This window comes from Archangium violaceum, assembly GCF_016887565.1.
Taxonomy (GTDB): Bacteria; Myxococcota; Myxococcia; order Myxococcales; family Myxococcaceae; genus Archangium; species Archangium violaceum_B.
In genome coordinates this window covers 1,668,464-1,693,333 of record NZ_CP069396.1, presented here as the reverse complement: position 1 = coordinate 1,693,333, position 24,870 = coordinate 1,668,464, and the positions used below count along the sequence as shown (strand labels likewise).

Below are 24,870 nucleotides of genomic sequence, written 5' to 3'. Positions count from 1 at the left end.
GGAATCGTGGAAGCACCGGGCGGGTTCCGTCGGGGGCACCCGTATCAGCGGACTGTTAGACTCCGGCCCTCATGGACAGTCGCCCCATCGGCCAGGCACCGGCCGAGCCACCCGCGCCATTGGCCCCCTCGTTGCCGGCGGGCACCGTCATCGCCGGCCGCTTCACCCTGGAAGCTCTCGCGGGCCACGGCGGCATGGGCACCGTCTATCGCGCCACCGACGCCCGCTCCGGCCAGCGCGTGGCCCTCAAGCTGCTGCATCCCTCCTCCGACGCCAATGCTCCTCGGCGCTTCACCCGCGAGGCCGAGGTGCTCTCCGCCCTGCGCCACCCCGGCATCGTCGCCCATGTCGCGCACGGCCACTCCGAGCAGGGGCTGCCCTTCCTCGCCATGCAGTGGTTGGAGGGCGAGACCCTCGCCCAGCGCCTCTCCCACCAGCCGCTGCGCCTGCACGAGACGCTCGCCCTTCTCCGCCGCGCCACCGAGGCCCTCGCCGCGGCCCACCAGCAAGGCGTCATCCACCGCGACCTCAAGCCTTCCAACCTCTTCCTGCGCCATGCCCACCCCGAGGACGTGGTGCTGCTGGACTTCGGCCTGGCCCGTCACGTGCAGCCCTCCACCGCGATGACGGCCAGCCAGATGTTGCTCGGCACTCCGGGCTACATGGCTCCGGAGCAGGTGTCGGGCCAGGGGCAGCTCACCCCCGCCGCCGACGTCTTCTCCCTGGGTTGTGTCCTCTACGAGTGCCTCACCGGCCGGCCCCCCTTCTCCGCGCCCCACCTGATGGCCGCCCTGGCCAAGATTCTCTTCACCGAGCCCGTGCCCGTGCGCGAGCTGTGTCCCCAGCTCCCCTCGGCCTTCCAGGAGTTGCTCGGGCGCATGCTGGCCAAGGAGCCCGCGCGCAGGCCTCCAGAGGCCTCCAGCCTCATGAACGCCCTGGAGGACCTCCAGACGCGGTTGGAGGCGGGACCTGGCGCCGCCGTGCCCCAAGGCACTCATCCGCCCTGCCTGACCCATGCCGAGCAACAGCTCGTCACCGTGATGCTGGCCGCTCCACGCGCCACCGCCGGGCATGCCCCGGGGCAGCAGGACTCGCGTCTGGCGCTGCGTGACTCCCTGCGCACCCTGCTGGCCCCCCAGGGGGCCCGCGTGGAGCTGCTGGCCGATGGGGCCCTCGTGCTCACCCTGGTGGCCTCCCTCGGCTCCGCCACGGATCCCGCCGCCCTCGCCGCCCGCTGTGCCCTCTCCCTGCTGGAGCGCTGGCCGGAGGCCGCCGTGGTGCTCACCACTGGCCGTGGCACCCTGGACCAACACCTGCCCGTGGGTGAGGCCATGAACCGCGCCGGCCTGCTGCTGCGCCAGGTGGAGTCGCTGCCCCCGGACTCCACTCCGGTGCTGCTGGACGAGGTGACGGCGGGGCTGCTCGGCCCCGGCTTCCTGCTCACCCGGCACGACTCGGGCATCTTCCTGCTCAGGGGCGAGCAGTCGGGCGCCGACGAGTCCCGCCCCCTCCTGGGCAAGCCCACCCCCTGCGTGGGCCGCGAGCAGGAACTGGCGCTGCTGGACCTGACCTTCACCAGCTGTGTGGAGGAGTCCACCGCACAGGCCGTGCTGGTGACGGCTCCAGCTGGCGCCGGCAAGTCCCGGCTCCGCCACGAGTTCCTCCGCCGCCTGGAGCGCCACCAGCCGCCTCCCCTGGTGCTGCTGGGCCGTGGAGACCCCATGAGCGCGGGCTCGGCGGATGGTTTGCTCGCCCAGGCCTTGCGCCGGCTGTGCGGCCTCTGCGGCGGGGAGCCGCTCGAGGTCCGCCGGGGGCGGCTGCTCCAACGTCTCGGCCAGCAGCTGCCCGCGGCCCAGGCCCGGGAGGTGGCCGAGTTCCTCGGAGAGCTGTGTGGCATTCCCTTCTCCGACGAACACAGCCCACGCCTGCGCGCGGCGCGGGGGGATCCGCGGCTGATGAGCGCCCAGGTTGGCCGGGCGCTGGTATCCTTCCTCCAGGCCGAGTGCGCCCGGCATCCGGTGCTCCTGGTGCTGGAGGATCTGCACTGGGGCGATCTCCTCACCCTCCGGCTGATGGACGAGGCGCTGCGGGAGCTGTCCGAGCAACCCTTCATGGTGCTGGCCCTGGCCCGGCCCGAGGTCGATCAGCTCCTCGCCTCTTCCCTGTCATCGAGGCGCCTGCAGCCGATGCCGCTGCGAGGCTTGAGTCGAAAGGCGGGAGCCCGCCTGGTGCGCGAGGTGCTCGGCGCGGACGTGCCCGACTCCGTCATCCACCAGCTCGTCGAGCAGGCCGCGGGCAATGCCCTCTTCCTCGAGGAGCTCATCCGCGGGGTGGCCGAGGGACGCGGGGGCAGCGCGCCGGAGACGGTGCTGGCCATGCTCCAGGCTCGCCTGATGCGGCTGGAGCCCGAGGCGCGTCGGGTGTTGCTGGCCGCCAGCATCTACGGCCGCACCTTCTGGTCCAGCGGCGTGCGCGCGCTGCTCGGCGACAAGCGCACCCCCGAGGAGCTGGACGGACAGCTCCGGCAACTCGTGGAGTTGGAATGGGTGGAGCCGCAACAGGACAGCCGCTTCCCGGGCGAGGCCGAGTACCGCTTCCGCCACGCGCTGGTGCGGGACGCGGCCCATGGGCTGGTAGCCGACAACCACAAGCGCTTCGGGCACCAGGTGGCGGGAGCGTGGTTGGAGAACGCGGGAGAGCGCGACCCGCGAGTGCTCGCCGAGCATGCCGCGTTGGGCCAACAGCCCGAGCGCGCCATCCCCCTCTACACCCGAGCCGCCGAGCAGCTCTTCGAGCGCCACGACATGCAAGGCATGGAGCGGTGCATGGAGGCGGCCCTGGGACTTGGTCCTGGCGAGGAGGCACGGGTGCGGCTGCATGCGCTGCGGGCCACCGCGGCCTTCTGGATGGACGACTTCGCCACCCTGCACGAGGTGGGAAGCGCCGTGCTGCCCAGGCTGAAGCCGGGCGAGGCCCGGTGGAGCCATCTGATCAGCGGGCTGTGCCTGGGCTACGGCCAGAGCGGGCAGAAGGAGCACCTGCTCGCCCTGCACCGGCGGTTGCTCGACACCGAGCCGGAGCCGGAGGCCCGAGGCGCCTACCACCTCGCGCTGTGCTTCATGGGGTGCATGACGTGCTACGTGGGCGCCATCGCCGAGGCCGACGAGAGCTTCGAGCGGCTGGAGCGCACGGGCTCCGAGCTCATCACCCGAGACGCCATCGTGCGCGGCTGGGGATGCGTCATCCATGGCTTCCGCACCCTGTGCCTGACGGGGGGACCCTGGCAGGCGCTGACCTGGACCGGGAAGGCCTGCCAGTCCTTCCGCGAGGTCGGCTCGGAACGCGACGAGGTGGCGGCCCTCTCATGGGAGTCCCAGGTGCTGCTGGCGCTCGGAGACGTCGAGGGAGCCATGGCACTGGGGAGGCGGAGCATGGAAGTGGCGACGCGGGTGGGGCAGCTCTTCGGCATCACGCATGCGCGGCACAACCTGATGCAGGTGCTGGCGGCCAGTCCCGAGCCGGCCCACCAGGAGGAAGCCCGCGCCCTGGCACTCGAGTGGGTGGAGGCGCGGATCCCCAACCGGGTGCACCTGGGCTCCGCGCTGCTGGTGTTGGCGCGGTTGATGGCGGAAGAAGACGCCGTCACCGAGGCCGAGGCCCAGGCGCGCCTGGCGTGCGAGACCCTGGCTCCCTTCGGGCCTTTCGTCGCCCTGGCTCGCTGGCTGCTGGGGACGATCCTGCTCGCCCAGGGACGCCCGGCCGAGGCCCGCCACGGGTTGGAGCTCGCGCTGCGGGAGCTGAAGGCAATAGGTGACGAGGGAATCGCCAAGGTGGGCCTGCTCCAGGTGCTGGCCGAGTCCTGCTTCGCCGAGGGCGCCACCGCCGAAGGAGAGGAAGCCCTGCGGGGCGCCCTGAGGTGCGTACGTGCCCGCGCCAGTGACATTCCCGACGCCGCCGTCCGCGAGTGCTTCCTGCGGCGGGTTCCCGAGAACGCCCGAGTCCTCGAGCTGGCCCGCCAGCGCTGGGGCGAAACCCTCGACCCGTAGCCTGCCGTGGTGAATTCCAGGGGCGCCCGGGTCAGGCACCACCTCTTCATCGGTCCACCCGCCTTGTGCTTTCCTTCAGGGAGCCCGCACATGAGCCCGGACACCCGCTCTCCCATCCTCATCCAGACGAATCCACCGTCCGACCCCGAGTCCTTCCGTCGGGCGCTCTACGGAGGGACCCTCTTCAAGCTCGCGCCCAATGAGGCGTCGTTACGGCTGGCGCGCGAGGTGAACGGGCTGCTCGCGGAGACCTTCCGGGACGTGGGAGATGCGCGCGAGGCACAGTTCCACCTGCCTCCGGCCGAGCACCTCGAACGACTGGGACGCGTGCGCCGCGTCCTGGCCGGGGATGCGCGGCTGCACCAGGGGGCGCGTGCGGTGCTGGCCGCGGTGGGACTGGAGCCGGGCGAGTACGCCGTCGACGTGCCCCGGCTGCGCGGCGTGCTGCACCGGGGGCATGAGATACCCGCCGCCGCTCCGGCCTACTTCGTCCATCGCGACACCTGGTACGCCAACCCGCGAGCGCAGCTCAACTGGTGGCTCGCGCTCCACGATGCCACCGAGGAGGAGACCTTCACCTTCTACCCCGAGGCCTTCGAGCGGCCGGTGCCCAACTCCTCCGCCGCCTTCGACTACCGGACGTGGCTGGCCCAGGCGGGGTGGCAGAACCCGAAGCGGAAGGCGAACGCCGAGTACCCCACGGCCACCGTCCCGCTCGAGGGGCTGCGGGAGCTCGGCTTCGCGTGCCGGGCGGGCGAGGTGCTCGTCTTCTCCGCGGCGCACCTGCACGGCACTCGCCCGCACACGTCGGGGCGCACGCGCTTCAGCGTCGACTTCCGCGTCGTCCACCTCGAGGACCACCGCCGGGGCCTCGGCGCTCCCGACGTGGACAACCGCTCGACCGGCTCGGCGCTCGAGGACTACCTCCCTCCCGCCGCCGCCTCCGCTGGGGGCGCATCCTGAGCCCGCCCGCCGGCACCTTCCTGGAGCACTTTCGCGCCATCGCCGCCGCGCACCCGCACCGGGTGGCACTGGAGTCGGAGAACACCAGAGTCACCTACGCGGAGCTGCTCCATCGGGCCACCGTGCTCGGGGCGCACCTGCGGCGGCTCGGTGCCGGGCCCGAGCACATCATCGGGCTGTTCATCGAAAAGTCCCCCGAGTACGTCATCGCCCTGCTCGGGGTGTGGTGCGCGGGAGCGGCGTTCGTGCCGCTGGAGCCCACGCTGCCCGCCGCGAGGCTCGGCTTCATGGCGCGCGACTGCGGGCTCCGGCTGGTGCTGGCGCGTCGAGGCGCGGAGCCCCAATTCGAGGGCGTGGAGGCCCGTGTCGTCCTGCTCGAGGATGTCCCGGAGCGCGCCCCCACCGACGAGGCTCCGGGCGAGCCACCGCGTCCCGATGACCTGGCCTACGTCATCTACACCTCGGGGACGACGGGGACGCCCAAGGGCGTGCTCGTGCCGCACACGGGGCTGGTCAACCTGCTGCGCGCGCAGATCCGAGCCTTCGCGCTCGATGAGACGAGCCGCGCCATCCTCTACCTGTCGACGAGCTTCGACGCCTCGCTGTCCGACATCGGCACGGCGCTCCTATCCGGCGCGACGCTCTGCCTCCCCCCCGCACACGCGCTCCAACCCGGGCCCGGGCTGATGTCGCTGCTGGCCGGGTGGCGCATCACGCACGCGGACCTGCCCCCGTCACTCCTGCGGGTCTTCGAGCCGGAGGCACGGCCCCCGACCCTGCGCGTGCTCGTCATTGGAGGCGAGCCCTGTCCTCCCGAGCGGGTGCGGCTCTGGGCGCGGCACCTGCGCGTGGTGAATGTCTACGGCCCCACCGAGGCCACCATCTGCACCAGCCTCTGCGCGTGCGATCCGGAGACGTGGACGCGCCCGCTGCTCGGCCGGCCGATTCCCAACATGTACTGGCACGTGCTCGATGAGCGGGGCGAGCCCGTGCCGCCGGGCACTCCCGGTGAGCTCTACCTCGGAGGAGTGGGGTTGGCGCGCGGGTACGTGAACCGTCCCGAGCTCACGGCGGCCCGCTTCATCGAGCGCGGCGGGGAACGCCTGTACCGGACGGGAGACCGCGTGGTGGAGGACGCGGAGGGGGAAGTGGAGTTCCTCGGCCGGGTGGATCGCCAGCTCAAGCTGCGGGGCCTGCGCATCGAGCCGGAGGAAGTGGAGGCGCATCTGCTGCGCCATCCGGGCCTCCAGGACGCGGCGGTCCTCCAGCGCTCGCTCGGGGCGGAGGGAGACACGGCGCGCCCCGTGCTGGTGGCGTACGTGGTGCCACGAGCCACTGGGGAGGCCCCGACTCCGGAGACACTGCGCGCGCACCTCGCGGGCGTGCTGCCCCGATGGATGCTGCCGCAGCGCTTCGAGCCGCTGGAGCGCCTGCCCCGCACAGTGACGGGGAAGGTGGACTTCGAAGCGCTCTCACGCCTGCCACTCACGGCGCGACGCGAGTCGCGAGACACGGTGCCTCCCACCACCGAGCGGGAGCAACTGCTGTGCGAGCTCTGGGAGCGGGTCCTGGGCGTGGAGCCCGTGGGAGTGACGGACGACTTCTTTGCGCTGGGTGGAGATTCGCTCGGGGTGCTCAAGGTCGTCGCGGCGGCCGAGGCCCACGGGCTGCCGCTGCGGCCGGTGGCGATGCTCCAACACCCGACCATCGCCGAGCTGCTGGCCCACCTGGAGGCGGACGATCCAGGGCCCGCCGAGGACGGAGGCATGAGCGCGGAGGAGCTGCGCGCGGACGTCGCGCTGGGGCCCGAGTGGGAACCACTCCTGCGTGCGGCGCGGGAGCGGCCCGAGGCACCTCCCGATGAAGACCTCCTGCTCACGGGAGCCACGGGCTTCTTCGGCGCGCGGCTGCTCCACGAGCTGCTGCGACGTACCGGGGCCCGGCTGCGCTGCCTCGTCCGAGGCCGGGATGACCAGGACGCCCGGGAGCGGCTGCTGCGCGCCCTGGAGACACGAGGCACCCCGGCATCGCGGGACGAGACCGCGCGCCTGGTGGCGATCCGGGGAGACGTGACACGCCCTCGGTGGGGGCTGGGGGAGCGCGAGTGGGAGCGGCTCACCCGCGAGGTGGGCCACGTCTACCACTGCGCGGCCCAGGTCAACATGGTGCTCCCGTACCACGCGCTGCGCGAGGCGAACGTCGGAGGCACGGAGCAGGTGCTTCGTCTGCTGGCCGAGGGAAGGCGCAAGTCGCTGCATCACATCTCCACGCTCTCGGTGTTCGTGTCCACGGACAGGAACACGGGGCGGCTGGAGGAGACGGACGAGCTGCGCGGACCCCAGCGTGTCTTCGGCGGCTATGCGCAGACGAAGTGGGCCGCCGAGCACCTCCTGCGCTCCGCCCGGGGCGAGGCGGGGCCCATCACGTACTACCGGCTCGGCCTCATCACGGGGGACACGCGAACGGGGCACGCCTCTCCCACCGACTTCCTGTCCCTGTTCTTCCGCGGGGTGGCCTCGCTCGGTTGCGTGCCACGCGGCGCGGGTGAAGGGCTGGCGGTGGACGTCACGCCCGTGGACCACGCGGCGGCGGCGGTGGCGCACCTGTCCCTGCACGCGACACCACCGGAGCCCTCGCGCACCTTCCACCTGGCCAATCCCCGGCCGCTGTCGCTGCCCGTGCTGGTGGAGGCCCTGCGCTCCTTCGGAATCCCCCTCGCCACCGTCTCGGAGGAGGAGTGGCGGGCGCGGCTCGCCGGGCTCTCCCGGGAGGGAGGGGACTCGGCGGAGGCCGCCGCGTACCTGGCGCTCTGCCGGGGGCTGTCCGGAGGAGCCTTCGAGCGGCACCGGACGATGGATCTCTTCCAGGCGACGGGGGCGGAGTTCGGCATGGAGCACGCGCGCGCGGGGCTGACGGGCTCGGGGCTCGAGTGCCCGCCGGTCACCGAGGCACTGCTGCACACCTATCTCCGATATACGTTCGGGCGAGCAGAGAGCACACCATGAGCACGAAGAGCATTCGAGTCGCGGGGGGGGCCCGCCAGGGGACGGGCATGGTCCTCGGGAAGTTCATGCCGCCGCACCTGGGGCACGTCTTCCTGGTCGACTTCGCGCGCGAGTACGTGAAGGACCTGACGGTGGTGGTGGGCACGCTGAAGGCCGAGCCCATCCCGGGGGAGCTGCGCTACGAGTGGATGCGCGAGCTCTTCCCCGACGTGCGGGTGGTGCACCTGACGGACGAGAACCCGCAGTATCCCCATGAGCACCCCCAATTCTGGGACATCTGGCGGGACAGTCTGCAGCGGGTGCTGCCGGTGAAACCGGACTACGTGTTCGCCTCGGAGGAGTACGGCGCGAAGCTGGCGGAGGTGTTGGGAGCCGAGTTCGTCCCGGTGGACATCGCGCGGGGAGCGGTGCCGGTGAGCGGAACGGCGATCCGCAATGATCCGTGGACACACTGGCGCTACCTGCCGAGGTGCGTGCGGCCCTACTTCGCGCGGCGGGTGTGCGTCTTCGGCCCGGAGTCGACGGGGAAGTCGACGCTGACGAAGCGGCTGGCGGAGCACTTCGAGACGGTGATGGTGCCCGAGTACGCGCGGATCCTGCTGGAGCACAAGGGTCCCGACAAGATGGAGCTGGCGGACATGACGCGCATCGCGCGCGGGCAGGTGGCGGCGGAGGACGCGCTGGTGCGCGGCGCGAACCGGGTGATCATCTGTGACACCGACGTGCTGACGACGACGATCTGGAGCGAGGTGTTCTTCGGGGAATGTCCGGAGTTCATCCGCCAGGAAGCGGAGCGGCGCGACTATGACCTCTACCTGCTGACGGACGTGGACGTGCCGTGGGTGGCGGACCCGGTGCGGTACCTGCCGAACGAGCGAATCTCGTTCCTGGAGCGCTGCGAGAACGCCCTGCGTTCGAGGGGCCGGCGCTACGTGAAGCTGAGCGGCTCATGGGACGAGCGCTTCGAGCGGGCGAAGGAAGCGGTGGAGTCGCTCCTCGAGCCCGGGACGAGCACCTGATGAAGAGTGTCCGCCGTGTATGTCCCCTCTCCCTCTGGGAGAGGGCTAGGGTGAGGGTATTTCCCCATCCCGAGGTCCACACGGGAATCTGAACACGGAGGCGACTACCCTCACCCCCCGCCCTCTCCCAGGGGGAGAGGGAGCATGCGCAACCCTCTCATTTCACGTCCGTGCGCCTGGTGAGGTGGAAGTCCGCGAGCAGCGCGGCCAGCAGCACCAGCAGCGGCCAGCGTGCCCGGCCGGGAGAAGCGGCCCCCCCGTCGTCATCTCCCTCGGCCTCGGCGGGCCTGTCCCCCTCGCCGCGCCCGCGCAGGTCCGACTCGCGGGCATCCAGCGCGAGCACCTCCACCGCGTCCACCGGCTCGCCCTCTCGCTCCAGCACGTAGCGCCCGGGCACCGCGGGTGGAGGCAGGCTCAGCGCCCCCGCGCCCACGAGGGGACGGCCTCCGTCCGGGCCCTGCAGCGAGTAGCGCGCACCCGCCCGCGTCACCACCGCCAGGGGCTCGCCGAGGGAGAGCTGCCGCCGGGGAAAACCCTCCTTCGCGCGCCGGGCCTCGCGCAGCATGTTGCCCAGCAGCACGGGCCACGCGGGGGTGCGCTGCACGTTGGAGCGCGAGAGGTCCACGTTGAGGTGCAGGTGGCCCTCCTCCTCGGAGAGGAGCACCACGTCGCCCGCGGTCATCAGCGGCCGGCCCGGAGGCGCCTCGCTGCCAGCGGCCCAGCGCACGCCGCCCAGCTGCACGTCATCCAACAACGGGTGTCCCTTCTCCGCGAAGAAGGGGCCCACGAAGGTGCGCACGTTGCCGCTCGCGCCCACCGTCACCCCGGCGTCCGTGCCCCGAGGGCCGAGCACGAGCGCCCCCTCACCGGGCCCCTGCTCCACCTCGGGCGCCACCGAGAGGAAGCGCTCCAGGGCCGAGCGCGTTGGCGCCTCCAGGCCCTCCGCTAGCGCCACGCGTACCCGTCGCTCCGGGGCGGGAGGGAGCCGGGCCTCACCGTCCTCCGGCAGCGCGTCCGGAGGCAGGGATACCTCTACGTCTCCCGCATTCTCGAAGGTGAGACGCAGCGTGGCCGCGCCCTCCTCGGGCAGCGCCACCCGCTCGCGGCGCTCAGTGCCCTCCTTCGCGCCCGGGCCGGGCCGGGCCACCACGCGCACCTCCGTCTCCCCAGGCTCCGCGCCGAAGCGCGCCACCCGCAGCGTCACCGTGGCCGTGGAGCCCTCGTCCCGGCGCCAGGCGGACACCAGCGCCACGTTGTCCCGAGGCGCGCCCAGGGCCGTCCACCGCACCGCCGTGGGCACGGCCAGACCTTGCGTGGGAGGGGCATCGGTGAAGAAGTGCACGCGCCTGCCCGGGCCGGCGAGCTCCTGGGCCCACAGCAGCGTGGGCGCCACGTCGTGGTCCGCTCCGAGGGCGCGGAAGGACTCCAGCGAGGCCAGGGCCCGCGAGGGCTCCGCCTCGGGTCCAGCCAGCACGCGCGGCACCGAGCCACTGACGAGCACCGTCACGTGGGTGGCCTTCTCCTCCTCCACGCGCCGGGCAGCCTCCTGGCGAACCTTCTCCAGCACGGGGCGAGCGTCGGGCCCGCGCGCGGACAGGGAGAGGCTCCCATCCACCACCAGCACCAGGTGGCGCGTCCGGGCGTCCTCGCCCAGGCGCACGTCGGCGAGGAAGAGGGCCGCGGCCACCACCGCCAGCGCCTCCAGCAGCAGCGAGGCCTCGCGGGTGAAGCGTTCGAAGCGCGGGCCGGCCTCGGCGCGAGGGCTGGGGGTGCGCCAGAGGAAGAGGGCGCTCACCACCACCGGCTTCTGCTTGCGCCGGAGGAAGTACGCCGCCACCAGCGGCACCAGCGCGCCCAGCGCCAGCAGTCCCCAGGGGAAGCCGAAGCTCATGCCACCCCCGCTGGGAGGAAGAGGGGCCGCAGCGGGCCCGCCACCAGAGCGCGCAGGGCCTGGGGCGCGGGGGCCATCAGGTGCACCGCGCGGGCCCTCGCCGCCGCGGCCGTGAGGGCCTTCTGGTGCTCGGCGAAGCGCCGCGCGTAGGCGGCCAGCACGTCCTCGGTGAGGAGCTCCTCCAGCGCCGCGTCGCTCTCCGAGTCCACCAACCGCGCGCCCTCACCACCGGTGGGCTCGAGGTCCTCCGCGTCCAGCACCTGCACCAGGAAGAGGGCCGAGGCCCCCCGGGCCAACCGGGACACCAGCGACGGCAGGGGCGCCTCGAAAAGGAAGTCGCTCACCACCACGCGCAGGCCGCACGGGCGCAGCGGCGGCAGACGGCCAAGGGAGGCGTACAGGTCATCCCGGGCGTCGAAGGAGGCGTTGCGCAGGGCGGAGCGGCACACCTGGCCCTGCACCCGCTCCGGGCGGGAGCCCCCCACCAGGAGGGTGGGCCCGAGGCCCTGCTGCGCGCCCACCTCCGTGGCGAGCAGCGCCACCTCGCGCGCGCACCCGGCCTTGCGCGGGGAGAGGGCCATGCTGCGCGAGCCGTCCAGCAGCACCTCCAGGCGGGGAGACACCTCGTCCTGGCGCACGCGGAGGATGAGCTCGCCGGTGCGCGCCACCGCGTTCCAGTCCATCTGCCGCAGGTCATCTCCCGGCTGGTAGGCGCGGAAGTCATGGAGCTCCAGCGAGGCGCCGGCCGAGGCCGCGCGCACCTCGCCCACGCGGCCCCGGTGGGGCGTGCGCGGCAGGGCGAGGGCGAGACCCGGGGCCAGCCGGGCCACCTCCGACTCGTCGAAGTCCACGGGGGGACTCATGAGGCGTGGGCCCGCCGCTCGCGCTCGACGAGGGCCCGGTCGGTGGCGAAGGCGCAGAGCGCGGCCACCAGCCACACGCAGGCGAGCAGCCCCACGTTCATCGTCGGCTCGTTCAGCGAGTAGTCGTAGTCGCCGAAGTTCGCCAACCCGACGAAGGGGTTGAGCAGATTGAGGAGGGGATCGTCCACGTGCCGATCGAGGAGGACGGACAGCAGTGGAGGCACGCTTCCGGCCAGGCCCGCCATCGAGAAGAAGAGGACGCGCACCACCGCGGGCGAGGCGAGCCGATCCGAGCGCGGCAGACGTCCCACCAGCAGCGGCAGCGAGAGGAAGAGGAGCGCGTAGGCCGGTGCGGCGAGCACCTGGAGGAAGTACGAGTCGGTCATGTTGCCGAACATCGGCTCCGACAGGAGGAAGAGCCCGGTGCACAGCGCCGTCCAGAAGAGCAGGAGCAGCACGACGAGCCGGAAGCCGCGCAGCGCGCCCGGGCGGAGGAAGGACCAGGGCCGAGTGCCCTCACGCAGCGCCCGGGCCTGACCGTCCATGTCGGTGGCCACGAAGATGCCGACGACGGCCAGGTTGAAGGAGCCCAGGATGCTCGCCACCGAGGCCAGGCTCGTCCGGGGGTCCTTGGCCATCCACAGCACCACCAGGAGGAGGCCGGAGAGCAGCATCTGCAGGGTGAACGCCAGCCTGGGGCCTCGGGAGTAGTTCTCCGTGGGCAGGGACAGACGAGCGGCGGCCGTCTCGAAGAGCAGCCACCCGTAGGTGAGCATGGCCCACAGGAAGAAGCCGGCGAAGGAGAGGAGGTCCTTCTCGCGGATGAGGAAGCGGTAGCCCTGCTCGCCCAGGACGAAGGCGGACGTCAGCCCGTACGCCAGGGCCATCAGGAGCACGCCGAGCAGGAGGAAGTGCAGGAAGGCACGACCCAGACGCCCCTCGGCGAGCGTGGCCGCGCACACCGCCACCACGGTGAGGAAGACGAGCCAGGAGCCCCCCAACGCGAGGATGAGGAGGATGGTGGGGAGGTCGATGCCGTTGAGGTAGTAGCTGAAGAGGAGGAAGGGCCCCACGGCGGAGGCGTAGAGCGCGGCCTGCACCAGGTAGGAAGCCACCTTGCCGCGCAGGATGCGCCGGGGCCCCAGGCCGGTGAGGACGAGCAGCACCCAGGTCTCGTCCTCGCGCTCGCGGGCCAGGGAGCGGTAGGCGCCGTAGGGGATGATGAAGAAGTGCACCAGGCCCAGGCAGAAGAAGAAGGAGAAGAAGACGCCCCGGCCCAGGGTGGACAGGCCGTCGTCGAGCGCGCTCACGTAGGCCACCAGGGAGATGATGAAGCAGGCCAGGAGCATCAACCCGAAGCTCACCCAGAAGACGCGGGAGCGCAGGCCCTGGCGGACCTCCTTCACCACGAGCGGGTTGAGCCGATCGCCCAGCCGCTCCATCAACCGGGGCGTGGACTCCTCGCGCGGGGCGGTGCCCGCGGTGTCGGCGGCTGTCGCGCTCACGCCACCCTCCCCTTCGTCACGTGCATGAAGGCATCCTCCAGGTTGCGCTCGCGGTGGCTGAAGGCGCACACGGGCACGCCCTCCTTCACGAGCGCCGCGAGCACCCGCGCCGCCGACTCGTCCACCCAGTCACCGGCCGTCGTGCCCCCCTCGTGCTCCAGCCGCACCCGGAGCGAGTCCCCCTCGCGCGTCACCTGCTTCACCCGGGGCTGCTCCAACAGCAGCCGCTCGGCGCGCGGCCACACCGCCTCGCCCTCCGTGCCCGGGAAGAGGCGCACCGACAGCTCCGCCGCCGCCGTCCCGGTGGCCTGCGCGAGGATGTCCGCCACCTTGCCCGTGGCCAGCAGCCGGCCCTGCTCGATGATGGCGCAGGTGTCACAGATTTCCGCCAGCTCAGTGAGGATGTGACTGGAGATGAGCACCGCCTTGCCCTGGTCCGCGAGCGCGCGCAGCAGCTCGCGCAGCTCGATCCGGGCGCGCGGGTCCAACCCATCCGCCGGCTCGTCGAGGATGAGCAGCTTCGGGTCGTGCAGCAGCGTGCGCCCGAGCGCCACGCGCTGCTTCATGCCCTTGGACAGCGCGCTGGTGAGCTTGTCCTTGAGCGGGAGCAGCCCGGTGAACTCCATCACCGAGTCCACGCGCTTCGTCCGGGCCCGGCCCTGGAGCCGATAGGCGCGCGCGAAGAAGTCGAGGAACTCGTGGACGGTGACGTCGTCGTAGGTGCCGTAGCGGTCCGGCATGTAGCCGATGAGCGGCCGCACCTTGTCCGGGGAGTCCACCAGGGAGTGCCCATCCAGCGTCACCTGGCCCGCGTTGGGCGTGTCCAGGGTGGCGAGGATGCGCATGGTGGTGCTCTTGCCGGCGCCATTGGGCCCGATGAAGCCCAGGATGGTGCCCGCCTCCAGCTCGAAGGACACATTGTCCACCGCGCGCAGGGCGCCGTAGTCGCGCCGCAGTCCCTTCACCTCCAGCAGGCTCATTCCCGCACCTCGCCTCGAGTCCGCGTCATGATCCGTCCACCCGTCCGCGCACGACGTGCAGTCCCTCGTGCAGCTCCACCTCGAGCGCTGACGAGGGCGCCATCCCCCGCCCCTCCAGCTTCGCGATGAAGTCGCCCTCCGGCAGCGGCCCCAGGAGCGTGTCCCAGGGGACCCGGGCGAAGCGGTTCTTCACGGGCTCGGAGAAGCCCAACAGCTCCGGCAGGGAGTGATTCGTGGAGGAAGGCGCCTGCGTGGCCTCGCCCTCGGCCCCATCGGCGAGCGCCGGCAGCGACCACTCCCTGCCGCCGATCTCCACGTAGCCCGCCACGAGCGGAGCGCCGAGCGCGTTCTGGACCCGCAGCACCTCGCCCTCGCGCCGCACGATGAGCCGGGCCCGCGAGGGCACCGCCGCCACCTCGGCCCACTCACGGTAGGTGCGCGAGGGGAGGAAGCCGCCCGTCACCACCATGCCATTCGTCCAGTCCGCCTCGGGCACCTGCATGTCCCAATTCAGGTCCGGCCCCAGGAGCGCGCCCAGCGCTGGTATCTGGATGCCCTCGGGCTCCAGGTTGGCGTAGTAGCCGCCGACGCCGACCGTCAGCGCCCTGTCGTGCTCCCGATCCAACCAGGTGAGGCTGTAGCGGGCGGCATGGATGGAGAAGCCCTCCACCAGCACCGACCAGGCGACGATGGCCAGGCACGTGACGAGCGCCACCGAGGGCACGGCGATGAGCAGCGCCACGGGCCCCTTGCGCCGGGCCAGGGCGAGGCCTCCGGGCCCCACCGCCAGCACGAAGAGGGTGATGAGGATGAGGAAACGGCCCACCGGCGCCTGGACTCCGGGGAGCAACGGCTGCTCACCGTTGTTCAGCATCGCGCTGCCGTGCATCCACGCGGGGGCCCGCCCCACGGGAGAGACGACCCCCACGAAGCCCTGGGACGGTGCCTCCATGGCGTCCGCGTCGGAGAGCAACCCCGCGCCGCACTCCTCCGCCTTCCCGCACAGCCGCACGACCCCGAAGCCGTAGGGCTGCACCCCCGAGTCGTTGGAGGTGAGCAGCGGCAGGCGCCCGGCCACGTCGCGCGGTGGGCGGACGAGGACCAGATGGCCGCCCGTGGCGGCATAGGCCTCGAGCGCGTTCCAGGCATCCGCCGGGACGGAGGTGACGTCGCCGGCCACCACCACGAGCGCGTGGCCCACGTAGGAGGCGAGCTCGCGCGGCGCGTCCTCCGGCGGGACGAAGCGGACCGACAGCTTCGGCTGTTTCTCCACGCGAGGCAGGGAGGTACCCGACTGAAAGGACTTCTCCGAGCCCAGCACCAGCGTGGACTGGCCCTCGCCGTCCACCGAGTAGAAGTTGTAGGGCCGGAAGGTGGCGTCCGGGCTGCGCAGGCGCACCATGCCGCCGCTCACGCCCACGGGAATGGGAACCCAGGCCACCAGCCGCTGGTGTGGCCCCACCTCTACCTCACGCGCCGCGACCTCGGAGCGGCCCGTCAGGTTGGACTCGATGCCGATGCGCACGACACGAGGCGTGGAGCCCGGATTCTGGAGCGTCACCTCCATCGGGACATACCCGCGCGCGGGGCGCAGCACGCCGTTGGCCAGCGTGGCCCGCAGTTCTCCCTCGGCCAGGTTCACCGACTGGCTTTGCACCTCCAGGTAGCCCCGATGGGCCGTGCCCCAGCGCTCCTCTCCCGTCGCCGGCTCCATCTCCTCCTGCTCGGGCACCTCGGTCGCGGCATCCTCCTCCACGACCTCCTGCTGCGCGGGCGCGATGGGCGGTGGGACGGGAGCGGGGACCTGGGCGGTCACCGCTGACGGCTGCGCGAGCGCGGGGCTGGCGCACAGCAGGAGGGCGAGGAGCGCGGTGGCGAGGCGCTCACGCACGGGGCACCTCGGGGACGGCCTGGAGCAGGGCGCGCACCACGTCCTGGGGTCCCACCTTCTCCAGCGAAGCCTCGTAGGCGAGCACCAGCCGGTGGTTGAGGACGGCGGGGGCGGTGGCCACCACCTCGTCGAAGCCGACGTTGGGCTTGCCGCGAATCAGCGCGAGCGCCCGTCCGGCCGAGGCCAGCGCCAGGGCGGCGCGGGGGCTGGCCCCGTAGCGCACGAGGCGGCGCACCGGCTCCGGAGCGCCCGGGGCACGAGGGTCGCTCGACTCCACGAGCCGGCCGATGAAGTCCGCCACCGGCACGGGCAGGTGCACGCGGTCCACGGCGGCGAAGAGGGAGGCGAGGCCCTCGGCGTCCGTCACCGGAGGCAGCACCGGCGGGGTGCCGCGCACGCGCGTGGTGAGGAGGGTGCTGAGCGTCTTCGCGCCCACGGGGGGCACCTGGACGCGGAAGAGGAAGCGGTCGAGCTGCGCCTCGGGCAGGGGGTAGGTGCCCTCCAGCTCGATGGGGTTCTGGGTGGCGAGCACGAAGAAGGGCTCGGGCAGGGGGCGCGTCTGGCCGAGCACGGTGACGCTGCGCTCCTGCATGGCCTCGAGGAGCGCGGACTGCGTCTTGGGGCTGGAGCGGTTGATCTCATCCGCGAGCACCACGTTGGCGAAGAGGGGGCCCTCGCGGAAGGTGAACTCGCGGCGGCCCTCCCCCTCGAGCACGTAGGTGCCGGTGATGTCGCCGGGCAGCAGGTCCGGGGTGAACTGGATGCGGCGGAAGGGCAGCCCGAGCAGCCGCGCGAGCGCCTTGCACAGCTCCGTCTTGCCGAGGCCCGGCAGTCCCTCGAGCAGGACGTGGCCGCGCGCGAGCACCGCCACCGTCACCTGCTCCACGACGAGCGTCTGGTCGAGCAGCACCTGATTCAGCCCCTTCTGGAGCTGCGTCACCCTCTCCGCCGCGCCCTGCACCTCGGCGGGGCTCAACAGTTCCGACACGGCCGACTCCTCTCCTAGGGTTCCCCCCCGAAATACCGCTTCACCAGCTCCCGGTTGCGAGGCAGCAGGGGCCCCGCGGAATGACCGGCCTCCGCGTCACCCCGGGCGCTCGTCCCCTGCCCGCCACCGCCTCCACTGCCCTCGCGCTTCTGGGGGTCCGCGGAGCGCAGGCCCCACAGCCCCTGCGCCTCACCGCCCTGTCCCTGGGGCAGGGGCTTGAAGGCGAGCCGCTCCGGGTCCATCTCCGCCTTCTCGCCGAAGACGAGTGGCTGACTCTCACCGCCCCGCCCCGCACCGGCGCCCTTCCCCGCCCGGCGGCTCGCATGACCGCCCTCCTGACCCTGCCCCTGGCCCTCACCGTCTCCCTGGCCCTGGCCCCTGCCGGGCCGGTTGCCGTTCCGCCCGGTTCCCTGCCCGAAGCGCTGCTCCAGCTCGCGCTGGCGCCGCTCGAGCGTCTCGCGCAGGTTGGCCACCTCGTCGCGCGAACCGGGCTTGCCAGGGGAACCGCCCTGCTTCGCCCCGGCCGAGCGGGTGCCGCCATCCCCCGCGCCCGCGCCCCCGCTGCCATTGCCGGACTGGGAGGTGCTGTCGTCATCCCCCCGCTGGGCCTGCTGGGTCGCGTTGTCATGACCCAGGGCCATGAGCGCGCGCTCGAGGGCCTCGCGCTCGCGGGCGGCGGCCTCGGCACCGGAGGCGGCGTCCAGCGACTCCTCGAGGTCCCTGGCGGCCTCGGACGCGGAGGCCAGCTCGGCGGCGGCCTTGGCGGCGCGGGCCTCGAGCGACTTCTCCAGACTGTCGGCGGCCTCCCAGTCGGAGGAGTCGAAGCGACCCTCGGCGACCTCCTCGGCCAGGCGGCGCAACTCCTCCTCGACGGGGGAGCCCAGCGGCTCCTCGCGGGCGAGCGCCTCGGCCTTGGCCTCCACGGCGGCCACCTTCGCGGCGGCGGCCGCATTGGCCGGGCGCGCCTTGGAGGCGGGAAGAGGCAAGAGGAAGCCCACCGCGAGGAAGACGAGCGCCGCGAGCAGCGCGCCGACGGGGCGCTTCCACTGCACTGGGGGAGGCGTCACCGCGCGAGCGAACTGGTTGGCGGAGAGCTCCCACTCTCCCACGGGACGCTCCAGGCGGGTGAGCAGCAGCCCGCCCGCGCCGGCCGAGCGATCCGCGAGCACCGCCGCGTGCGTCAGGGACACGCCGCGAGCGCGGGCGCGGAGGAACCACCAGGCGCCCGCGGCGAGCAGCGGCACGGGAAGCACCCAGGGGGCGGAGTCACGCAACAGCAGGCGGACGAGCACGCAGCCGGTGGCGGCGGCCCACACGGGGGCGATGCCGGCCTCGGCCCAGGCCACGGCATTGAGGCGCCTCTGGACGCGCCGGACGGGCGCGAGGATGAGGGCCTGCAGGCGGCGTTCGTCGCTGGCGGGCATGCGTGCTCCCGAGTCTCGGACAGTCGGCCCTCCCTCCACAAGCCGGGGAAGGGCCTTTCGAGGGACGAGTCCCTACCAGGCGATGCCGTAGTCCTCGCCGTGGTGGCTGGAGCCACCCCAGAAGGTGCCGTGCTCCCGGTCGAAGTAGATGGCGTTGATGGGACCGGAGGTGCGCGGCTCGAAGGTGAGCTCGTAGCCCATGCGCTTGAGCTCGTAGCGGACCCAGGGGGGCACCTGCTCGCTCAGCAGCACCTTGCCCGGCTTGGACTCGTGCTTGCCGAACGAGTTGCGCATCTGGAAGCTGTTGATGTTGGCCGCCTCCGACGCCTCCTGCACGTTCATCCCGAACTCCACCACGTTCAGGAAGAACTGCAGCAGGTTCTGGTCCTGGCTGTCCCCGCCCTGCACGGCGAACGAGAGGTAGGGCTTGCCATTCTTGAGCGCGAGGCTCGGCGTCAGCGTGGCCCGGGGCCGCTTGCCGGGCTCCAGCACGTTGAAGGGGCCCTCGGCGGAGTCCAGCACGAAGCTCTGCATGCGCTGGCTCAGCCCGACGCCGGTGCGGCCCGCGATGACGGCTGGAATCCACCCGCCGCTGGGCGTGATGGAGACCACCCACCCCTCCGCGTCCGCGGCCTGCACCGACGTGGTGCCCGCGTAGAAGGTGCGCTCGTAATCCCGCTCCGCCTGCGCGTTGTCCGGCACCTTCTTCTCGGGCGTCTGCTGGTTCCACCGCTCCAGCAGCGGCAGGAAGGGGTTGGTCCCACTCTGGAAGGGGTACGGATCCCCCGGCCCGATGGACGGATCGTTCTTCTCCCAGTTGATGCGCTTCACCCGCTCCTTCGCGTAGTCCTTGGAGAGCAGTCCCTGGATGGGCTCGGCCGGCGGGAAGTACGGGTCGCCGTAGTAGAAGTCGCGATCGGCGAAGGCCAGGTTCATCGACTGGTAGAGGGCGTGGATGTAGCGGGCGCTGTTGTAGCCCATGGACTTCAGGTCCATGTTCTCCAGGATGTTGAGCGCCTGGAGCATCGCGGGGCCCTGCACCCAGGTGGTGAGCTTGTAGACCTCGATGCCCTTGTAGTCCGTCTTCACCGGCTCCTCGATGCGGACCTTCCAGTTGGCCAGGTCCTCCAGCGTGAAGAGCCCGCCCTCCTCGCGCACGCCGCGCACCAGCTCCTGGGCGATGTCACCTTTGTAGAACCGGTCATAGGCCGCGAGGATGGCCTCCTTGCGGCTCTTGCCCTTCGCGCGCGCCGCCTTCTCGGCCGCCACGAGCTTCTTCAACGTGGCCGCCAGGTCCGGCTGGCGGAACAGCTCGCCGGCCACGGGGGCCTCGCGCTCCTGGCCCAGGTGGGGCAGCAGCACCTCGCGCGAATAGCGCCACTCCTTGATGCGCTTCTTGTTCTTCTCGAGCGAGTTGGCGGCCTGGGCCTCGATGGGGTAGCCCTCCTCGGCCATCTGGATGGCGGGGGCGAGCACGTCGGCGAGCGAGAGCTTCCCGTACTCGGCGAGCATGACCATGAGGCCGCCGGGGGTGCCGGGCGTCACGGCGGCGAGCGGGCCGAACTCGGGCGGGTACTGCATGCCCCTGCTCTTGTAGAAGTCCACGGTGGCTCCCGAGGGCGCCACGCCGAGGGCGTTGATGCCCACCACCTTGCCAGTGCGCGGGTTGTAGATGAGGGCCTGGGTCTCGCCGCCCCAGCCCAGTGTGTCCCACATGGTGGAGGTGGCGGCGAGCATCGCGCACGCGGCGTCCACGGCGTTGCCGCCCTTCTGGAACACCATGGCGCCAGCGGTGGCGGCGAGCGGCTTGCCGGTGATGGCCACCCAGTGCCTGCCATGGAGCACGGGCTTCGCGGTCTTCTGGGTCTCGAGCCCGATGGGATACGTCTGCTGGGCCCGCGAACCGAGGGGGAGCAACAGGGCGAAGACGAGCAGCAGGCCGGCGGCGGCCCGCCCGGAACTCCGGGCTGCGGACATGATCTCTCCAAAACGAGCGCGCATGGGTGGGGGAGCCGGAGCCTAGGCCGGACGAGCCTCCACATGCCATCGAACGACACGGGGCCCCGGCCTGGACCGGAGCCCCGTGAAGCACGGCAGCGCGTCTGTCCCGGCGGCCCTACTGCTGCGGCTGCAACTGACCGCCGCTCGTGTCCTGACCGCCGCTCGTGTCCTGACCGCCGCTCGTATCCTGGCTGCCGCCGATGCCCTGCTGACCGCTGCTCGTCACGTCCACGCGCAGTGCGGTCGGCTCACCGCCGACATCCTGGTACGAGGCGCGCACCTGGCTGCCTTCCGAGATGTCCGCGACCGAGCCCTGGCGCCCGTTCACCAGCACCTGCGTCTGCTCATTGACCTGCAGGCGGATCTGCGGCTGCCCCGGCGCCCCCGAGCTGCTGAGCAGCAACTCGTCCGGGCTGGAGCTCACCACGCGGCCCGTGACCAGCTGCTGCTGGGCGATGGGCTGGGTGGCCTGCTGCTGCTGGTTGCGCGCGAGCTGCTCCTGCTGCTGGGCGGACTGCTGCTGCGCCTCGGCCAGCTGCTGCTGCTGCTGACGCTGCGCCTCGAGCGCCTGCTGCTGGGACTGCTGGACCTCCGCCTGGGCCTGCTGCGCCTGATTGCTCGCCTGTTGCTGGACCGTCTGGGCTTCCTGCGACTCCTTCTGGGCCTTGGCCTGCGCCTCCTGGAGCTCCTGGCTGGCCTTCTCGACGTCCTGGCGCGCGTCCACCGCGTCCTTCTGCTCGTCGGCCGCCCGCGCCTGCGCGTCCTTGGCCTGCTCCAGCGCCTGCTGCGAGCGCTCCTGCGCCGACTCCACCTGCGCGCGCGCATCTCCCTGGATATCCTGCTGCTGTTGCCGATCCTGCTGCTTGCAGCCGGAGGTGAGTAGCAACGCGGCCACCCCGGCCGTCAACCATCCCAAGCCCTTGTGCATGAGCCTCTCCTCTCGAAAGCGTGACAGGCCAAAGATGGAGCCCGCTCGCCGCTCGCCAACCCGACCCATGCGCGTGGCGGGCTCCTCCGGCCGTTCGCACTCCAGGCGAAAACGATCCTTGGGGGAGCAACGGGATACGCACTCAGGGCGTCACAGCGTGAACGTCAGCCGAAAATTCCCGCGCCATCGAAAAGAGGCCCTCATCGTAGGCCGTTTTGAATCGGATAAGCAACGTTGACTGTAGTCCCCCTGCCCACAGACGATCTGCGCCCAACGGCAGCCCTTTCCCAGGGGGGCCGCTCCATCCGCAATAGAGGTGAAGAGCGAATGACGCTGAAACAAGCGTTGATCTCGGGGTGCGCACTCGCACTCCTTTCCGTCGAGGCCAAGGCGCAGGATCAGGGCACGGCGGCTGCGCAGCAACCCGCGGCCCCTCAGCCCGCCGCGGCACAACCCGAAACCCCCACCCCCGCTGCTCCCCCCCAGAGCAACACGCGCAAGATCTCCGGCAAGGTGCTGGACGCGCTGACCAATGACGGCCTGCCCCTCACGCGCGTCATCATCAAGGGCACCACCAAGGGCACGGAGACGGAGCTGGACGGCTCCTTCTCGCTGGAGATTCCCAAGGGCCCGGTGACGCTGCTCTTCTCCAGCCAGGACCACAAGGATCGCGAGGTCACCGTCGGCGCCAACCGCGACACGGTGACGGTGTCGCTGGATGCCACCTTCGTCGAGGAGATGGTGGTGGTGGGCCGCGCCAGCGAGCTGGCCCGCAAGCACCTGGCCAACTCGGTGGCCTCGGTGAACGCCGATGAGCTCAACCGCGCTCCGGCGTCCACGGTGGACCAGGCCCTTCAGGGCAAGGTGGCCGGCGCCAACATCCAGAGCAACTCCGGCGCCCCCGGTGGCGGCATGCAGCTGCGGCTGCGCGGCGTGTCCACCATCAACGGCTCCACGGCGCCGCTCTACGTCATCGACGGCGTCATCGTCAGCGACGTGGCCATCGCCTCGGGCGTCTACCAAGTGACGGCCTCGGTGAGCGGCTCCAACCCCTCGCCCACCCAGGACAACCAGGTCAACCGCATCGCGGACCTCAACCCCAACGACATCGAGAGCATCGAGGTCCTCAAGGGCGCGTCCGCCGCCGCCATCTACGGCTCCAAGGCCAGCAACGGCGTCGTCATCATCACCACCAAGCGCGGCAAGGCCGGCTCGGCCCCCAAGGTGGAGCTCACCCAGCGCGTGGGCATGTACACGCTGGCCAACAAGCTGGGCTCGCGCCGCATCAACTCGCTCGAGGAGGCCCAGGAGGTCTTCGGCCCCAAGGCGGCCGACTACTACCAGCCCGGCGCCTACTACGACCACGAGCAGCAGCTGGCCGGCCGGCGCGACATCTCCTACGAGACGCTCGCCAGCGTGAGCGGCTCCGCGGGTGACACGCGCTACTTCGCCTCCGCCATGGTGAAGGACGACAAGGGCATCATCCAGAGCACCGGCTACCAGAAGCAGTCCATGCGCCTGAACCTGGCGCAGAAGCTGGGCAGCGACATCGAGGTGAACGCCAACGCCAACCTGGTCCACACCACCAGCAACCGCGGCCTCACCAACAACGACAACGCCAACGTCACCTACCACATGGTGCTGCCGGGCACGCCCAGCTTCATCGACCTGCGCGCCAGCGGCGACGGCTCCTACCCCGCCAACCCCTTCATCTCCAACGGCTCCAACCCGCTGCAGACCGCGGCCCTCGTCGCCAACGACGAGGACGTCTGGCGTCTGATGGGCGCCGTCGACGCCGTCTGGAGCGCCTACAAGACGGACACGCAGAGCTTCAAGGTGCTCGCCAACGTGGGCGTGGACCGCTTCCAGCAGAAGAACACGCTCATCTTCCCCAACGAGCTGCACTTCCAGCAGGCGCTGGAACGGCCGGGCGTGTCCCTCTTCGGCACCAGCGACGTGCTCAACCTGAACACCGGCTTCAACCTGGTGCACAGCTACAAGCCCGCCAGCGGCGCCCTGAGCGCCACCACCTCGGCCGGCTTCCAGTACGAGCAGCGTGGCGTCGACTCGGTGTACATCAACAGCCAGGGCCTCACCGCCGGCCAGCCCAACGTCAGCTCGGGCACCCAGGTGGGCGTGCTGCAGAACCGCCAGCAGGTGCGCGACCGCGGCGTCTACATCCAGGAGGAGGCGCTGCTGCTCGACGAGCGCCTCACCGTGGTGGGCGCCATCCGTGGCGAGCAGAGCAGCAACAACGGCAACCCCAACGCGATCTTCTTCTACCCGAAGATCGCCACCGCCTACCGCCTGCCCAACCCCCACGCGGCGTTCAACGAGCTCAAGGTGCGCGCCGCCTACGGTGAGACGGGCAACCAGCCGCTCTACGGGCAGAAGTTCACCGGCCTGGAGACCAACAGCAACATCGAGGGCAGCTCCGGCGTCATCGGCTCGGGCATCGCCGGCGACAAGAACATCCGCCCCGAGCGCCAGCGGGAGATCGAGCTCGGCGTGGACGCGCTGCTCTTCAACGGCAACCTCGTGACGGAGCTCACCGTCTACCAGCGCACCATCAGCGACCTGCTGCTGCAGCGCGCCCTGGCCCCCTCCACCGGCTACGCCACCCAGTTCTTCAACGGTGGCGAGATGCGCAACCGCGGCATCGAGGCCATGGTCCAGGTCACCCCGGTGCGTAACACCGACCTCAACCTCGAGTGGACCTCCAGCGCCACCTTCGCCCTCAACCGCAGCGTCATCACCGACCTGCCCGTTCCCGAGTTCGTCGTGGGCGGCTTCGGCACCAGCCTGGGCGCCTTCCAGATCGAGAAGGACGCCAGCGCCACGCAGATCATCGGCCGCGTTCCCAAGGCGGACGGCACCTGCTGCGACGTGAAGAAGATTGGCGACACCGAGCCGGACTTCCGCATGGGCTTCGCCAATACGGTGAAGTACGGGCCGCTCTCCCTGTCGCTGCTGCTCGACTGGCAGCAGGGCAGCGACGTCATCAACCTCACCCGCTTCCTCTACGACTCCTCTGGCAACACGGTGGACTACGTGGAGGCCGGCAAGAAGCGCCAGGAGGACTGGCAGAAGGACGCCCGCGTGTACCTGGAGGACGCCTCGTTCCTCAAGGTGCGCGAGGTGACGTTCACCTACAACCTGCCCGAGTCCTTCGTCACCAAGATTCCGGGTGTGAAGAACGCCCGCTGGAGCGTCAGCGGCCGCAACCTCCTCACCTTCACCAACTACTCGGGCCTCGACCCCGAGGTGAGCAACTTCGGTAACCAGGCCATCGCTCGCAACATCGACGTGGCCCCCTTCCCGCCCAGCCGCAGCGTCTGGACGTCCATCGACGTGGGGTTCTAAAGG

At 71.4% G+C, this 24,870-nt stretch carries 14 protein-coding genes; 5 read left to right on the top strand and 9 right to left on the bottom strand.

What is annotated here, in order from left to right; all coding sequences use genetic code 11:
- The first annotated feature begins 71 nt into the window (after nucleotides 1-71).
- The 4 genes from JRI60_RS07260 (at nucleotide 72) to JRI60_RS07245 (ending at nucleotide 9,033) form a co-directional block, all read left to right on the top strand.
- Entirely contained in the window at nucleotides 72-4,046 is a 3,975-nt protein-coding gene (locus JRI60_RS07260) for a protein kinase domain-containing protein (RefSeq protein ID WP_204225117.1), read from the top strand.
- A gap of 90 nt (nucleotides 4,047-4,136) precedes the next feature.
- Nucleotides 4,137-5,009 (top strand): phytanoyl-CoA dioxygenase family protein, encoded by an 873-nt coding sequence (locus JRI60_RS07255; protein WP_204225116.1) that lies wholly within the window; start codon nucleotides 4,137-4,139, stop codon nucleotides 5,007-5,009.
- A gap of 62 nt (nucleotides 5,010-5,071) precedes the next feature.
- Nucleotides 5,072-8,014 (top strand): non-ribosomal peptide synthetase, encoded by a 2,943-nt coding sequence (locus JRI60_RS07250; protein ID WP_204225115.1) that lies wholly within the window; start codon nucleotides 5,072-5,074, stop codon nucleotides 8,012-8,014.
- Nucleotides 8,011-9,033 carry an AAA family ATPase gene (locus tag JRI60_RS07245; protein ID WP_204225114.1) on the top strand — a complete coding sequence of 341 codons (1,023 nt, stop codon included), beginning with the start codon at nucleotides 8,011-8,013 and terminating at the stop codon, nucleotides 9,031-9,033. Before JRI60_RS07250 ends, JRI60_RS07245 begins: the two co-directional genes overlap by 4 nt.
- A 157-nt stretch (nucleotides 9,034-9,190) precedes the next feature.
- Here the strand turns inward: JRI60_RS07245 and JRI60_RS07240 are convergent, their stop codons facing one another.
- The 9 genes from JRI60_RS07240 to JRI60_RS07200 all read right to left on the bottom strand — a co-directional run bounded on the left by JRI60_RS07240 (nucleotide 9,191) and on the right by JRI60_RS07200 (nucleotide 21,504).
- Nucleotides 9,191-10,924, bottom strand: coding sequence for a vWA domain-containing protein (locus JRI60_RS07240; protein WP_204225113.1), 1,734 nt, complete (start codon nucleotides 10,922-10,924; stop codon nucleotides 9,191-9,193).
- Nucleotides 10,921-11,787: a DUF58 domain-containing protein gene (locus JRI60_RS07235; protein ID WP_204225112.1), complete on the bottom strand. Its 867-nt coding sequence runs from the start codon at nucleotides 11,785-11,787 to the stop codon at nucleotides 10,921-10,923. The genes JRI60_RS07240 and JRI60_RS07235 overlap by 4 nt, the downstream gene beginning before the upstream one ends.
- Nucleotides 11,784-13,292 (bottom strand): ABC transporter permease, encoded by a 1,509-nt coding sequence (locus JRI60_RS07230; protein WP_343213397.1) that lies wholly within the window; start codon nucleotides 13,290-13,292, stop codon nucleotides 11,784-11,786. The genes JRI60_RS07235 and JRI60_RS07230 overlap by 4 nt, the downstream gene beginning before the upstream one ends.
- Nucleotides 13,289-14,272: an ABC transporter ATP-binding protein gene (locus tag JRI60_RS07225; protein ID WP_204225111.1), complete on the bottom strand. Its 984-nt coding sequence runs from the start codon at nucleotides 14,270-14,272 to the stop codon at nucleotides 13,289-13,291. The genes JRI60_RS07230 and JRI60_RS07225 overlap by 4 nt, the downstream gene beginning before the upstream one ends.
- A gap of 25 nt (nucleotides 14,273-14,297) precedes the next feature.
- Nucleotides 14,298-16,163 carry a hypothetical protein gene (locus JRI60_RS07220; RefSeq protein WP_204225110.1) on the bottom strand — a complete coding sequence of 622 codons (1,866 nt, stop codon included), beginning with the start codon at nucleotides 16,161-16,163 and terminating at the stop codon, nucleotides 14,298-14,300.
- Nucleotides 16,156-17,151: an AAA family ATPase gene (locus tag JRI60_RS07215; protein WP_204225109.1), complete on the bottom strand. Its 996-nt coding sequence runs from the start codon at nucleotides 17,149-17,151 to the stop codon at nucleotides 16,156-16,158. Before JRI60_RS07215 ends, JRI60_RS07220 begins: the two co-directional genes overlap by 8 nt.
- A gap of 14 nt (nucleotides 17,152-17,165) precedes the next feature.
- Nucleotides 17,166-18,575, bottom strand: coding sequence for a hypothetical protein (locus JRI60_RS07210; protein ID WP_204225108.1), 1,410 nt, complete (start codon nucleotides 18,573-18,575; stop codon nucleotides 17,166-17,168).
- Between the two features lie 72 nt (nucleotides 18,576-18,647).
- Nucleotides 18,648-20,552: a gamma-glutamyltransferase family protein gene (locus JRI60_RS07205; RefSeq protein WP_204225107.1), complete on the bottom strand. Its 1,905-nt coding sequence runs from the start codon at nucleotides 20,550-20,552 to the stop codon at nucleotides 18,648-18,650.
- A gap of 139 nt (nucleotides 20,553-20,691) precedes the next feature.
- Nucleotides 20,692-21,504 (bottom strand): hypothetical protein, encoded by an 813-nt coding sequence (locus tag JRI60_RS07200; protein WP_204225106.1) that lies wholly within the window; start codon nucleotides 21,502-21,504, stop codon nucleotides 20,692-20,694.
- A 327-nt stretch (nucleotides 21,505-21,831) separates the two neighbouring features.
- On the opposite strand from JRI60_RS07200, the gene JRI60_RS07195 reads away from it, so the two are divergent.
- Nucleotides 21,832-24,867, top strand: a complete 3,036-nt coding sequence (locus tag JRI60_RS07195) for a SusC/RagA family TonB-linked outer membrane protein (RefSeq protein WP_204225105.1) — start codon at nucleotides 21,832-21,834, stop codon at nucleotides 24,865-24,867.
- The last annotated feature ends 3 nt before the right edge of the window (nucleotides 24,868-24,870 follow it).